General features: G+C 62.0%; 9 protein-coding genes and 1 pseudogene. 4 read left to right on the top strand and 6 right to left on the bottom strand.

The features are described 5' to 3' along the window. The 4 genes and pseudogenes from ACEK02_RS08830 to ACEK02_RS08815 all read right to left on the bottom strand — a co-directional run. Window positions 1–686: pseudogene (locus ACEK02_RS08830) on the bottom strand (microcin ABC transporter permease); the annotation flags it as partial. A 1-nt stretch (window position 687) separates the two neighbouring features. Then, a complete protein-coding gene (locus tag ACEK02_RS08825; protein ID WP_371421348.1) occupies window positions 688–2544 on the bottom strand; it encodes an extracellular solute-binding protein in 1857 nt (618 codons plus the stop codon). A 14-nt stretch (window positions 2545–2558) separates the two neighbouring features. Beyond that, complete coding sequence (locus tag ACEK02_RS08820; protein WP_371421347.1) at window positions 2559–4460, bottom strand: extracellular solute-binding protein; 1902 nt, start codon at window positions 4458–4460, stop codon at window positions 2559–2561. 235 nt (window positions 4461–4695) lie between these two features. Further along, the gene (locus ACEK02_RS08815; RefSeq protein WP_371421346.1) at window positions 4696–5244 is read right to left on the bottom strand and encodes a cytochrome c family protein; all 549 of its coding nucleotides are present in this window, start codon (window positions 5242–5244) and stop codon (window positions 4696–4698) included. A 208-nt stretch (window positions 5245–5452) separates the two neighbouring features. Between ACEK02_RS08815 and ACEK02_RS08810 the strand changes: the two genes are divergently transcribed. Both ACEK02_RS08810 and ACEK02_RS08805 read left to right on the top strand, forming a co-directional pair. Next, window positions 5453–6193 carry a 3-deoxy-manno-octulosonate cytidylyltransferase gene (locus tag ACEK02_RS08810; RefSeq protein ID WP_371421345.1) on the top strand — a complete coding sequence of 247 codons (741 nt, stop codon included), beginning with the start codon at window positions 5453–5455 and terminating at the stop codon, window positions 6191–6193. Between the two features lie 45 nt (window positions 6194–6238). Continuing rightward, a complete protein-coding gene (locus ACEK02_RS08805) occupies window positions 6239–7087 on the top strand; it encodes a prephenate dehydratase (protein WP_371421349.1) in 849 nt (282 codons plus the stop codon). A gap of 9 nt (window positions 7088–7096) precedes the next feature. Here ACEK02_RS08805 and ACEK02_RS08800 read toward each other — a convergent pair whose 3' ends face one another. Together ACEK02_RS08800 and ACEK02_RS08795 are read right to left on the bottom strand one after the other, a co-directional pair. Further along, entirely contained in the window at window positions 7097–7507 is a 411-nt protein-coding gene (locus ACEK02_RS08800) for a YciI family protein (protein WP_371421344.1), read from the bottom strand. Between the two features lie 83 nt (window positions 7508–7590). Continuing rightward, window positions 7591–8604 carry an LLM class flavin-dependent oxidoreductase gene (locus ACEK02_RS08795; protein WP_371421343.1) on the bottom strand — a complete coding sequence of 338 codons (1014 nt, stop codon included), beginning with the start codon at window positions 8602–8604 and terminating at the stop codon, window positions 7591–7593. Between the two features lie 420 nt (window positions 8605–9024). Here ACEK02_RS08795 and metF point away from each other — a divergent pair, with 420 nt between their 5' ends. Together metF and metH are read left to right on the top strand one after the other, a co-directional pair. Continuing rightward, window positions 9025–9924 carry a methylenetetrahydrofolate reductase [NAD(P)H] gene (gene metF / locus ACEK02_RS08790; RefSeq protein WP_371421342.1) on the top strand — a complete coding sequence of 300 codons (900 nt, stop codon included), beginning with the start codon at window positions 9025–9027 and terminating at the stop codon, window positions 9922–9924. A 4-nt stretch (window positions 9925–9928) separates the two neighbouring features. Then, window positions 9929–13774, top strand: a complete 3846-nt coding sequence (gene metH, locus ACEK02_RS08785; RefSeq protein ID WP_371421341.1) for a methionine synthase — start codon at window positions 9929–9931, stop codon at window positions 13772–13774. The last annotated feature ends 445 nt before the right edge of the window (window positions 13775–14219 follow it).

The raw sequence follows: 14219 nt of genomic DNA, 5'->3' as shown, positions 1-14219 counted from the left end.
TGCCAGAAATAGTCGATGATCTTCCAGTACCACGGGAACTGGCTCCAGCCATCCGAGGTCAGGCCGCGCAGCGGGAAGATGCTCCAGAACGATCCTCCGGAGAACAGGATGATCAGCAGGATCGCAAACAGGAAGCCGGGAATGGCGAAACCGACAATGATGACGGCCGAGGTCCACGTATCGAAGCGCGAGCCGTCCTGCACCGCCTTGCGGATGCCGAGCGGGATGGAGATCAGGTAGGTGATCAGCATCATCCAGATGCCGAGCGACATCGAGACGGGCAGCTTCTCCTTGATCAGCTGCAATACCGTGGTGTCGCGGAAATAGCTCTTGCCGAAATCGAAGCGGGCGAAGTTCCACAGCATCAGCGCGAAGCGTTCCGGCGCCGGCTTGTCGAAGCCGAACTGCTTTTCAAGGCTCTTGACGAAATCCGGGTCGAGCCCCTGCGCACCGCGATATTTCGAGTTCACCGCATCGCCCGCGGCGCCCGGCTGCGCCCGGTTACCGAAGTCCCCCCCCGACGAGCCGGAGACACGCGACGCGCCGGTGTCTGCGCCGCTGAGCTGCGCGATCACGCGCTCGACAGGACCACCGGGCGCAAACTGCACCACGACGAAGGAGACGAACAGGATTCCCAGCAGCGTGGGAAACATCAGCAGCACGCGCCGTGCGATATATGCGCCCATGCTATTTGGCCTGCTCGCTTGAAGGTTTGGCGGACGCCCACCACAGATCGGGGGCACCGACGCCGATATATTTCGGCAGATTGGCGGGATGGCCGAACACATCCCAATAGGCCACGCGATGCGAGGCCGAATACCATTGCGGCACCCAATAACGCCCGGCACGGATCACGCGGTCCAGCGCCCGCGCCGCGAAGACCAGTTTCGGCCGCGTATCGGCGGCGATGACTTCGTTCATCAGCGCATCGACGACGGGATCGGAAATGCCGGCGAGATTGTTCGAGCCTTTGGTGGTTGCCGACTGCATCGAGAAAAACGAGCGCAGGGAATCGCCGGGAATGGTCGAAAAGCTGAAGCGCTCAATGGCCGCATCGAAATCGAAATCATCACGGCGTGCACGGAATTGCACGGGATCGACAAGGCGCACACTGCCCTCGATGCCGAGCGTGCCGAGATTCTTGATATAGGGCATGTGATGCGCCTGGAACGCCGGCTCATCGAGCAGGAACTCGATCTTGAACGGCTCACCCTGCGCAGTCATGCGCTTGCCGTCCTTCATCACGCAGCCGGCCTCGTTCAACAGCTGGATGGCCTTGCGCAGCAGCGCACGGTCCTGCCCCGACCCATCCGATGTTGGCGGCACATAGGGAGTGCCGAACACTTCGCTCGACACCTTGTCCCGGAACGGCTCAAGCAATGCGAGCTCTTCCGGCGTCGGCTTACCGGTCGCCATCAGGTCAGAGTTCTGGAACGGCGACACCGTGCGAACATAGGCGCCGTACATGATGGTCTTGTTGGTCCATTCGAAATCGAACGCATTGCCGAGCGCCTCGCGCACGCGCGGATCCTTGAATTTGGCGCGGCGCGTATTGAGGAACCAGCCCTGCGCGCCGGACGGTGTATCGTCGGGCAGCATCTCCTGCTTGACCCGACCATCCTTCACTGCCGGGAAATCGTAGCGCGTGTTCCAGATGCGTGAGGTGAACTCCTCGCGATACAGATAATTGCGGCCTGTGAAGCCTTCGAAAGCCACGTCGCGATCGCGATAGAAGTCGAACCTTACCGTATCGAAATTGTAGCTGCCCCGATTGACCGGAAGATCTGCGGCCCACCAATCCTTCACGCGATCGAACTCGATATAGCGCCCGACTTCGAAACGTCCGACCTTGTAAGGGCCGCTGCCGAGCGGCGTCTCCAGCGAGGACTCATCGAACGCATGCTTCTCGTAATAGGCCTGCGAGAAAATCGGCATCCCCGCAACGAACAGCGGTACGTCGCGTCCGCGCTTCTCGGCAAAAGTCACCACCAGTGTCGCGTCATCGACGGCCTCGGCCTTCACCATGTCGCGCATCTGCTGCGTGATGATGGGATGGCCTTTGGTCTTCAGCACCATCAGCGAAAACGCCGCATCGCGTGCGGTCAGCTTGCTGCCGTCGTGGAAGCGCGCTTCCGGCCGCAGCGTAAAACGATAGGTCAGACCGTCGGCAGAGATCTGCACGGACTTCGCGACCAGCCCGTACATCGCATCGGGTTCGTCGCCGGCGCGCACCATCAGCGGCGCGAAGGTCATGCCCATGCCCTGCGCGCCGTCGCCTTTGAGAATATAGGCGTTCAGCGAATTGAAGGTCTGGAATGACTGATTGAAGGCGCGGCTCGACGGCACCGTCGAAAAGACACCGCCTTTCGGCGCCTTGACGTTGACGTAATCGAAATTCGGAAAATCCGCAGGATATTTCAGATCGCCAAAGGCGGAGATGCCGTGGGCTTCGCTCGGCGCCTGTGCCAGCACAGGACTGAAACGCGAGGCCGCGATGGCGCCGATCCCGAGACCCAGCACGTGCCGACGATTGAGCTGCGCCATGCGCGATGTGCTCCTCAAGAGCGCTTGCCGATCTTGGCGGCCTTGTCGGCGTCGTACCACCAGATGGCGGGGAAACCCGACTGCCCGTATTTCGGCGGCTCTGATGGACGACCGAAGCGATCCCAGCGTGCGGTGCGGACCTTGTTGTAGGTCCATTGCGGCACCACGAAGTGATTCCACAACAGCACGCGATCCAGCGCCTTGGTGGCGGCAACGAGATCGTCGCGATCCTTGGTGAAGATCACCCGCTCGATCAGCTTGTCGATCGCCGGATTCTTGATGCCGATGATGTTGCGGGATCCGGCCATATCGGCAGCCTGCGAGCCCCAGAATTCACGTTGTTCGTTACCGGGCGACAGCGACTCGGGCCAGGACGCTACGACAACGTCGAAATCCCAGCTCCGCAGCCGGTTCTCATATTGCGTGGCGTCGATGGTGCGAACGGACACACCAATGCCGAGACGTTCCAGCGACGGTTTGAAGAACAGCATCACACGCTCGAACGAGGGATCCTCACCGAGCAATTCCAGTTCGAACGGCGCGCCAGTCTTGGCATTGACCAGCTTGCGGTCACGGACTTCGTAACCGGCATCCTTCAGCAACTGCAACGCTTCGCGGAGGTTGCCGCGCACGTTTTCAGCGCTGCCGCCAACGGGATTCGTATAGGGCTTGGTGAAAACCTCCGGCGGCACTTCGGCGCGCACCGTCTCCAGAATTTCGAGCTCCTTGCCTTCGGGCAGGCCTGACGACGCGAGCTCGGTACCATCGAAATAGCTGGAGATGCGTTTGTACTGGCCGAAGAAAATCTGCTTGTTCATCTCCTCGAAGTCGAACGCATAGTTCAGCGCGCGGCGCACGCGCGGGTCCTTGAACTTGTCGCGGCGAATATTCAGCGCGAAGCCCTGCATGATGCCGGACGAACGGTTGAGGAATTCCTCGAGGATGACGCGCTTCTCGGCAACCGCAGGGAAATCATAGGCTGTCGCCCAGTTCTTGGCGCTGTTCTCGGTGCGCCAATCCACCTGGTCGCCCTTGAACGCCTCAAGCGCGACCGTCCCGTCGCGGAAATATTCGTAACGCAGCTCGTCGAAGTTGTTACGGCCGACATTCACATTGAGATCGCGACCCCAATAATCTTTCACGCGCTCGACTGAGACCGAACGGCCCGGCACGAACTCCTTGATGCGATAGGCGGCGCTACCGAGCGGCACTTCCAGTGTCGTACTGCCGATATCGCGCTTGGCACCGGACGCATTACTGCCTTCCCACCAATGCTTGGGCAGCACGATGAGCTGGCCGACGATCTGCGGCAGTTCACGGTTGCCGGCCGCATCGAAGGTGAACTTGATCTCTCTATCGCCGACTTTCTCGGCTTTCACCACGTGGCGGTAATAAGCGGAATATTGCGGGTGATATTTCTTGAAAGACTCCAGCGAGAAGATCACGTCTTCCGGCGTCACCGGCTTGCCGTCATGCCACCTGGCGTTCGCACGCAGCCGATATGACACCCAGGAATAATCTTCGGGATGGCTGACGGCTTCCGCGAGCAGGCCATATTCAGTCGAGACCTCATCCAGCGACGCTGTCGTGAGCGACTCGTAGATCAGCCCGACGGCACCGGCGATATTGCCCTTCACGCCGGACACCGCGATGTTGAAATTATCGAAGGTGCCGATGGCGATCTGGCGGACCGTGCCGCCCTTGGGCGCTTCCGGATTGACGTAGTCGAAGCGCTTGAACTCGGCCGGATACTTGATCTCGCCGAACAGGGACAGCGCGTGGCGCCACTCCGCACCTTTAGCCATGGACTGGGCACTTGCTGCATCGATCACGGAGAGGCTGCCGGCACCACCGATGACAGGGGCAAATACGGCGAAGGCGCTGGTCTGGAGAAGGCGGCGTCGGGAAATCGTCAATGTGCTGAATCCTGTGAACCGGAGCAGTCTATTAGAACAGCCATATAAGGCGAGGGTTCGGCCGATTATGCCGGCTTTTCCGCAGGATACCACCCGTCACGCTGGTTGCATCCTAACGCGTTGCGGCCAAACGTCCCGCTTAAGCTTTGGTAATGCAGATACGAAAACGGCCAGGCTGAGCCTGGCCGTTTGATCGATGATGGATTGTGACGGAACAGCCGTTACGTCGCCGCCTTTACTTGGCCGCCGTCGGCAGCGGCACCGGCGTATCGGCCAGCGATGCCAGATAGGCGATCACGTCGGCGCGCTCGCTGTCCTTCTGAATGCCGGCGAAGCCCATGGCGGTGCCGGGCACGGTGGCCTTCGGATTGGCGATGAACTTGTTCAGTTCCTCGAAGGTCCAGGTGCCACCCTTGGCCTTCATGGCTGCCGAGAAGTTGAAGCCACCCTTGCCCTGGCCAACATGGTCGTTAACGGTGCCGAACAGGTTCGGACCGACACGGTTCGGGCCACCCTTTTCGAAGGTATGGCAGGCGGCGCACTTCTTGGCAGCCGCCGCGCCCTTTTCAACCGATGCGGTCTGCAGCAGTTTCTCGATCGGTTCGGACGGTGCAGCAGCGGCCTTGGCGCCCCCGGCGGCCTCTTCCTTCACGGCGATATCAAAGCCAGGCTTTTCCATATGCTTCGGTGAAAACACGGCCTGGGCGGTGAAATTCGTCACCAGCAGAATCAGGCAGGTGCCGAGAATGGCGCCCATAATCTTGTTGAGTTCGAAGGAGTCCATAGTCGAAAAGCCCCACGCCGTTTTAGGTCATTGGAAGGCCGCTCCAACGGCCTCGACACACTCAGGAATCATGTTCCTGCGGCCCTCGGGCCTGCCGTTTTGAGATAACGGTTTGCCCATCCTCTGGCAACCCGTATAAACGCCGCTCCCTTTGATCCGCATCATACTTTTCGGGGGGAAGCTCACTGGAATCCAGGCCGATTTTGCCATGACAGACACACGCACCCTGGTGCTCATTCCCGCCCGGATGGCGGCCACCCGCCTGCCCGGCAAGCCGCTGCTCGATATTGGCGGCCTGCCGATGATCGTGCATGTCGCACAGCGGGCCAAGGACGCCGGAATCGGCCGTGTGGCCATCGCAACCGATACGGCCGACATCGCGGACGCCGTGACCGCCCACGGTTTCGAGGCTGTCATGACCTCCCCGGATCATCCTTCGGGATCCGACCGGATTTTTGAGGCCCTGTGCAAACTCGACCCGGCCGGAACGGTGCAGACCATCGTCAACGTCCAGGGCGACCTGCCCACTATTCCGCCCGGCGACATTAGCGCCGCGGTCCGCCTGCTCGACGACCCCGCGGTCGATATCGCGACCCTGGCCACCGAGATCCGCAAGGATGAGGAGCACACGGCGCCAAGCGTGGTGAAGCTGATCGGCTCGCCGGCCGGTCCCGCGCGGCTACGCGCACTGTATTTCACCCGGGCCACGGCGCCCTATGGCGACGGGCCCCGCTACCATCACATCGGGCTTTATGCCTATCGGCGCGCCGCACTCGAGGCCTTCGTCAAACTCGCGCCATCGACGCTGGAGGTGCGCGAAAAGCTCGAACAGCTGCGCGCACTTGAGGCCGGCATGCGGATCGATGCCGCTATCGTGGATTCGGTGCCACTCGGCGTCGACACCCCCGCAGATCTCGAAACCGCACGCCGCCTGCTGGCAAAAACCTGAGCGACTGATACAAGGCCCGCCATGACCATTCCCAAAAATCAGATCATGAAGATCGCATTCCAGGGCGAGCCCGGCGCCAATTCCCACATCGCCATCGTCGAGGCGTTTCCGAATGCCGAGCCGCTGCCCTGCGCCACTTTCGAGGACGCGCTGGCCGCGATCACCTCGGGCGAGGCCGATCTCGGCATGATTCCGATCGAGAACTCGATCGCCGGCCGCGTCGCCGACATCCACCATCTGTTGCCAGCGTCAGGCCTGCACATCGTCGGTGAGTGGTTTCTGCCCATTCACCACCAGATGATGGCGCTACCCGGTGCGAAGCTCACCGACATCAAGACAGTGGAAAGCCACGTCCACGCACTCGGCCAGTGCCGCCGCATCATCCGCAAGCTGGGGATCAAGGCCATCGTCGCCGCTGACACCGCAGGTTCGGCGCGAACCGTGGCCGAGCGCGGCGACAAGAGCTGCGCGTCGTTGGCCTCCCGCCTCGCCGCCGATATCTACGGACTCGAAATTCTCGCCGAGGACGTCGAGGACGAGGATCACAACACCACGCGTTTCGTCATCCTTTCCAAAGACGCCAAATGGGCGCCGCAGGGCTCCGAACCGCTGGTCACCAGTTTTGTTTTCCGCGTCCGCAATCTGCCTGCGGCGCTTTATAAGGCCCTCGGCGGCTTCGCTACCAACGGCGTGAACATGACCAAGCTGGAAAGCTACATGGTCGACGGCGAATTCTTCGCCACGCAATTCTACGCCGATGTCGACGGCCATCCGGATGACCGCAACCTCGCTTTCGCGCTCGAAGAGCTGAAGTTCTTCTCACGCGAATTCAGGATCGTCGGCGTCTATCCGGCGCATCCATTCCGCGCGACCTTCGGCGAACCGACCTCGTAACCGGCAGGTTCAGGACGCCGCGGGCCTGACGTGATCGGTCAGCGCATGCGTCGCTGCCATGGGCGATCCGGGCAGGAAGAGTTGAACCGGACGGATTTCATAGACTGCGGTCGGATTGACGCGGCGCAGATCCCGCGCGGTCGCGATGGCGTCCTCGCGGGTAGCACAATCGACCACATAGAAACCAAGCAGCTGCTCCTTGGTCTCGGCAAAGGGACCGTCGATCACCACGCCGGCACCGGGTCCGCGCAGGGTGAATGCACCCTTGGTGCCGCCGAGCCGCGCAGCCGGCCCCATCTGGCCATCGGCTGTCAGCTTCTCGTGAATCTCGTGAAGATTGGCCATCACGGCCGTGTCTTGATCGGCCGTCCAGGACACGACAACGTCTTCGACGTGATAGGCCAGAATTGCATAGAGCATGGGTTACCTCGTGTAGTGATGGCGCCGCCTCAAGGACGTTTGACCAGGCCCTGTCCCGACATCGCCGAGTGAAATTGTTGCGACTACGCCGCCTTCTGCAGCTGAAACGCCTCGGCCAGCAGGCTGTAGGATTTCTTCCGCGCTTCGTGATCATACATCGCGGTGATGACCATCAGCTCATCGGCCTGGCATTCGCTGATGAGCGGCTGCAGCCTTTCCATCACGGTCGACGGACTGCCGACAAACAGCCGTGAACGATTGCGCGCGATCTTCATCTTTTCGCTGTCGCTATAAGGATAGGCCAGTGCCTCCTCGACGCTCGGCAGCGGCGCGTATTCGCCGCGGTCGCGGCGAAGGCGATTGAGGTCGGCTGACGAGGCGAGACGTTCCGCTTCCGCATCGGTCTCCGCGGCGATCACGGCAACCGCGAGAATCCCGTACGGCGCCTGGCGCCAGCCGGAGGACTTGAAGCGCGCCCGATAATGCACCATCGCATCCGCCGCATCATGGGATGCGAAGTGATGGGCGAAAGCGAAACCCATACCGACCTGCGCGGCGAGATCCGAACTGTAGTCGCTGGAGCCGAGCAGCCATAGCGGAGGCAGCGGGACGTCATCGGGCATCGCCACGACGTTGTTATAGGGATGATCTGCCGGGAATTGCCGCGTCTCCCACAGCACCAGCTCGCTCAGCCGTTCCAGGAAGTCATCGCCCTCGCGACCCGCGAGACGGTTACGCAGCGCATAGGCCGTCGCGCCATCCGTGCCGGGCGCACGGCCGAGGCCGAGATCGATCCGGCCGGGAAACAGCGCCTCCAGCATCTTGAAGCGCTCGGCCACCATCAGCGGCGCATGGTTCGGCAGCATGATGCCACCGGAGCCGACGCGGATATGCTGCGTCACCGCGGCGATCTGCCCGATCATGATTTCCGGCGCCGGACTGGCGACCGACGCCAGATTGTGGTGCTCGGCCAGCCAGTAGCGGACATAGCCGAGACCATCAGCATGTTTGGCCAGATCGATGCTGTTGCGGAGCGCCGCCGCGGGCGGCGTGCCTGAGGTGACGACCGAGAGGTCGAGAATGGAGAGCGGGATCATGGGGCCAAGCTAGTGCGTCCATCCGAGAGGGCAAAGAGCGTTCTGGGCGACGCACGCCTCCCCTTGGCTAGCGGCAAAAGAGGGCGCCAACCGTGGGACATATTGAGGCATAATTTCATATGGATGATATCTGCCCACATTTAAAGAATATCCGCTAAGCAAGCATCGAGCGCTTTAATTGCCAAAATACGTCAATACTTCAGTCAATACGACGGCGAGCCCCTCCTGCCCACCGGCCAAAAGAAAACTGAAATTATCTGGCTTATAAAACGGATGTTGGGCCAATTCCCACCCTCAAACCGCTCGGGATGGGCTATTTCACTATCCGACCATAGCCTATCTTTGTGCAGTGCAGCCAAAACCCCCGGGCTTGGCGCCAGATGACACCCGGTACCGCCCCGCGCGGTGGAGTTCTACGCGATGACCGAGATCAACCCGGCCATATCAACCAAGCTTCCCAATATCTCCTTCGAGTTCTTCCCGCCGAAGACCGAGGAGATGGACCGCACCCTGTGGGACACCATCGAGCGCCTGGCGCCGCTGAACCCATCCTTCGTCTCGGTGACCTATGGCGCCGGTGGGTCGACCCGCGAGCGCACCCACGCCACCATCGTCCGTCTGCTCAGGGAGACCACCCTCACCCCGGCGGCGCATCTGACCTGTGTCGGCGCGCCGAAAAGCGAAATCGACGATGTCGTGACCCGCTATCATGAGGCCGGCGTCCGCCACATCGTGGCGCTGCGCGGCGATCCGACCACGGGCATCGGCACGGAATATATACCGCATGCGGACGGTTACAAGACCTCCGCCGATCTGGTCTCCAGTATTCGTAACCGTTATCCCGATATCGAAGTCACGGTGTCCGCCTATCCGGAGAAGCATCCGGAGAGCACCGACTTCGATGCCGACATCGATACGCTGAAGGCGAAAGTCGATGCCGGCGCGACCCGCGCCATCACCCAGGTGTTCTTCGACAATGATCTCTACTTCCGCTACCTCGACAGGGTCCGCGCCCGCGGCATCGATATCCCGGTGCTGCCCGGCATCATGCCGATGCATAACTTCAAGCAGGCGCGCGCCTTCGTCACCCGTGCCGGCACCACCGTGCCCGACTGGCTCGCCGCCAAGTTCGATGGCCTCGATAACGATGCCGAGACGCGCAAACTGGTAGCTACCACCGTCGCCGCCGGCCAGGTGCAGAAGCTCGCCAAGCAGGGCGTCGCCGATTTCCACTTCTACACGATGAACCGCGCCGATCTCGTTTTCGCTATTAGTCACCTGTTGGGCTTCCGGCCGAACGGCGCGCAGAAAGCTGCCTGATCTCATGTCCGTACCCGTTTCGCCGAAGCGTACCGAACTTCTTGCCGCCGCTGCCGAGCGCATTCTCGTGCTCGACGGCGCCATGGGCACCATGATCCAGGGCCTGCAATTCGACGAGGCTGCGTTCCGCGGCGAGCGCTACAAGGATTTCCACCGCGATCTGCGCGGCAACAACGACCTGTTGATCCTGACCCAGGCCGACGCCATCGAGAACATCCACGCGCAATATCTGCGCGCCGGTGCTGACATCGTCGCCACCAATACCTTCTCCTCGACCTCGATCGCGCAGGCCGATTACGACCTGCAGGACATCGCCTATGAGATGAGCCGCGAAGGCGCCCGGCTCGCCAAGAACGCTGCCATCACGGTCGCTGCCGAAGACGGCAAGCCGCGCTTTGTCGCCGGCGCCATCGGCCCGACCAACCGCACCGCCTCGATCTCGCCGGATGTCGCCAATCCCGGCTACCGCGCGGTGACCTTCGACGATCTGCGCATCGCCTATAGCGAGCAGATCAACGGACTGCTCGACGGCGGCGCCGACCTCCTGCTGGTTGAGACCATTTTCGACACGCTGAACGCCAAGGCGGCGCTCTATGCGATTGCCGAGATCTGCGAAGAACGAAATATCGACGTGCCCGTCATGATCTCGGGCACCATCACCGACAAATCCGGCCGCCTGCTCTCCGGCCAGATGCCGGAAGCGTTCTGGAATTCGGTGAAGCACGCACGGCCCGCCACCATCGGCTTCAACTGCGCGCTCGGCGCCGAAGACCTGCGCGCCCATATCGCAGATATCGGCCGCGTCGCCGATACGCTGGTTTGCGCCTATCCGAATGCCGGCCTGCCCAACGAATTCGGCCAGTATGACGAGAGCCCGGAGTTCATGGCCAAGCTGATCGGCGAATTCGCCGCGAGCGGTCTGGTCAATGTGGTCGGCGGCTGCTGCGGCACCACGCCGAACCATATCGCGGCCATCGCCAAGGCGGTCGCGCCGCACAAGCCGCGCATCGTCCCGGAGATCGAACCACGCCTGCGCCTGTCTGGTCTGGAGCCATTCGAACTGACCTCGACGATCCCCTTCGTCAATGTCGGCGAACGCACCAATGTGACCGGCTCGGCGAAATTCCGCCGGCTGATCACCGAGGGCGACTATACGTCGGCACTTCAGGTGGCGCGCGATCAGGTCGAGAACGGCGCGCAGGTCATCGACATCAATATGGACGAAGGCCTGCTCGATTCAGAGAAGGCGATGATCGAGTTTCTCAATCTCGTCGCCTCCGAGCCCGACATCGCCCGCGTTCCTGTCATGGTCGACAGTTCGAAATTCCACGTCATCGAAGCCGGCCTGAAATGCGTTCAGGGCAAGCCGATCGTCAATTCGATCTCGATGAAGGAAGGCGTGGAGAAATTCATCCACGAAGCCAAGATCGCGCAGCGTCACGGCGCGGCCGTGGTCGTGATGGCCTTCGACGAAGTCGGCCAGGCCGACACGTTCGCGCGCAAGACCGAGATCTGCAAACGCGCTTACGACATTCTGGTGGGTGAGCTGAACTTCCCGCCGGAAGACATCATCTTCGATCCCAATATCTTCGCCATCGCCACGGGCCTCGAAGAGCACAACAATTACGGCGTCGACTTCATCGAGGCGACACGCTGGATCCGGCAGAACCTGCCGCATGCGCATATTTCCGGCGGCGTTTCCAACCTGTCATTCTCGTTCCGCGGCAACGAGCCGGTGCGCGAAGCGATGCATTCGGTGTTCCTGTATCACGCCATCAAGGCGGGCATGGACATGGGCATCGTCAATGCCGGCCAGATGATCGTCTATGACGACATCGATCCCGAGCTGCGCCAGGTCTGCGAGGACGTCATCCTCAACCGCGACCCCGGCGCCTCCGAGCGGCTGCTCGAACTGGCCGAGAAATTCCGCGGCCAGACCAAGCAGGCCAAGGAACAGGATCTCGCCTGGCGCGAATGGCCGGTGGAGAAGCGCCTGAGCCACGCGCTGGTGCACGGCATCACCCAATATATCGACGAGGACACCGAAGCCGCGCGTCTCACCGTGGCGCGCCCGCTGCATGTCATCGAGGGCCCGTTGATGGCCGGCATGAACATCGTCGGCGACCTGTTCGGTGACGGCAAGATGTTCCTGCCGCAGGTGGTGAAGTCCGCCCGCGTGATGAAGCAGGCGGTGGCCTACCTGATGCCCTTCATGGAGCAGGAGAAGGCCGACAATCTCGCCGCGGGCATCGCCGGCGACGGCCGCAAGAATGCCGGCAAGATCGTGCTCGCCACGGTGAAGGGCGACGTGCACGACATCGGCAAGAACATCGTCGGCATCGTGCTCCAGTGCAACAATTTCGAGGTCATCGACCTCGGCGTGATGGTGCCCGCATCGAAGATCATCGAGACCGCCAAGCTTGAGGGCGCCGACATCATCGGCCTGTCCGGCCTGATCACGCCGTCGCTGGACGAGATGACGTTTCTGGCCGGCGAGATGGAGCGGCAGGGCCTGACCATGCCGCTGCTGATCGGCGGCGCCACCACCAGCCGCGTCCATACGGCGGTGAAGATCGATCCGAACTACCGCGCCGGCGCCGTGGTGCATGTCAACGACGCCAGCCGCGCCGTGGGCGTCGCCTCGTCGCTGCTCTCCGCTGACAAGAGCGTGGCCTATGCCGCTGAAGTGCGCGCGGATTACGCGAAGATCTCGGCGGCGCATTTCCGTGCGCAGCAGGACAAGAAGCGGCTCAGCCTGACCAAGGCGCGTGCCAATGCCCATGTCGCGGACTTCACCAGGACTGTGCGCAAGCCGACCTTCCTCGGCATCAAGACGTTCAGCGATTACTCGCTCGAGGAGCTCGCGCGCTACATCGACTGGACGCCGTTCTTCCAGACCTGGGAGCTCGCGGGCCGCTTTCCCGGCATCCTGACCGACAGCGTCGTCGGCGAGGTCGCGACCTCGCTCTACGAGGACGCGCAGAAGATGCTGAAACTCATCGTCGAGGAGAAGTGGTTCACCGCCAAGGCCACCATCGGCTTCTGGCCGGCCAATGCGGTGGGCGACGATATCCGCCTCTATGCGGATGACAGTCGCGGGGCTGAAATCGCGACGCTACATACGCTGCGCCAGCAGCTCGAGAAGCGCGAGGGGCGCTTCAACGCCGCGCTCTCCGACTTCATCGCGCCGAAATCGTCGAATGTGCCGGATTATATCGGCGCCTTCGTGGTCACCGCCGGCATCGGCGAGGACATCATCGCCGACCGCTTCAAGAACGCCAATGACGACTACTCGTCGATCCTGTGCAAGGCGCTGGCCGACCGCCTCGCCGAAGCCTTTGCCGAGCGCATGCATGAGCGCGTTCGCAAGGAGTTCTGGGCCTATGCGCCGGACGAGAACATCTCGACCGACGACCTGATCCTGGAGAAGTATCAGGGCATCCGCCCTGCTCCCGGCTATCCCGCACAGCCCGATCACACCGAGAAGGCGACGATCTTCAAGCTGCTCGATGCCGAGAACACCGCAGGCGTGACCCTCACCGAAAGCTATGCCATGTGGCCGGGCTCGTCGGTCTCCGGGCTCTATTTCAGCCATCCGGAGAGCTATTATTTCGGCGTCGGCAAGATCGAGCGCGATCAGGTCGACGAATATGCCGCGCGCAAGAACATGAGCGTCGCGGAAGTGGAACGCTGGCTGGCCCCGGTGCTGAACTACATTCCGGGTGCGGGTGCCGAGCCTGCGCCGGTCGCCGTGCCTGCTCCGGCCAATGACGAACTCGCGACCCATCCGCCGGGATGTAACTGCGCGGTGCATCTAATGTATCGCGGCAAGAAGGTCGGAGCAAAGTAAAGCGCTTCGTTCTTCTCTCCCTCTTGGGGGCGGTAGCCTCGGCTCTTGCTTCTGCGTTACCGGGCATGGTGGTGCACAGCGTAGGATGGGTAGAGCGGAGCGAAACCCATCGCTTCTGTGCGCGCGAATGATGGGTTTCGCTCCGGCGCGCTGCGCCTGCGCTCTACCCATCCTACGGCCTCATCCGATTCAACTGTCAAACAGCCACTGTTCTCCAGACATGCGTCATCGCCCCTGTTATTTGCGGCGCGGGGGCGCCATCGTCTGCTGCATTCCCGCCCTCTTGCGAGAGGGCGTGCGGAACGCCGGGTGCCCGATGCACCCCTGGGCCTGATGCCGATGCGGTCGTCCGCAAGGCTATGCATCAGGACTTTCGGAAAGCACGGGCCAGTGCCCGACGTTCCGCCTGCGGTGTTTTGTCGGCTTGCTGAATGCTTGCCCAAGC

It is taken from the genome of Tardiphaga sp. (assembly GCF_041424195.1).
Classification (GTDB): domain Bacteria; phylum Pseudomonadota; class Alphaproteobacteria; order Rhizobiales; family Xanthobacteraceae; genus Tardiphaga.
This window is presented reverse-complemented; position numbering and strand designations above follow the sequence as displayed.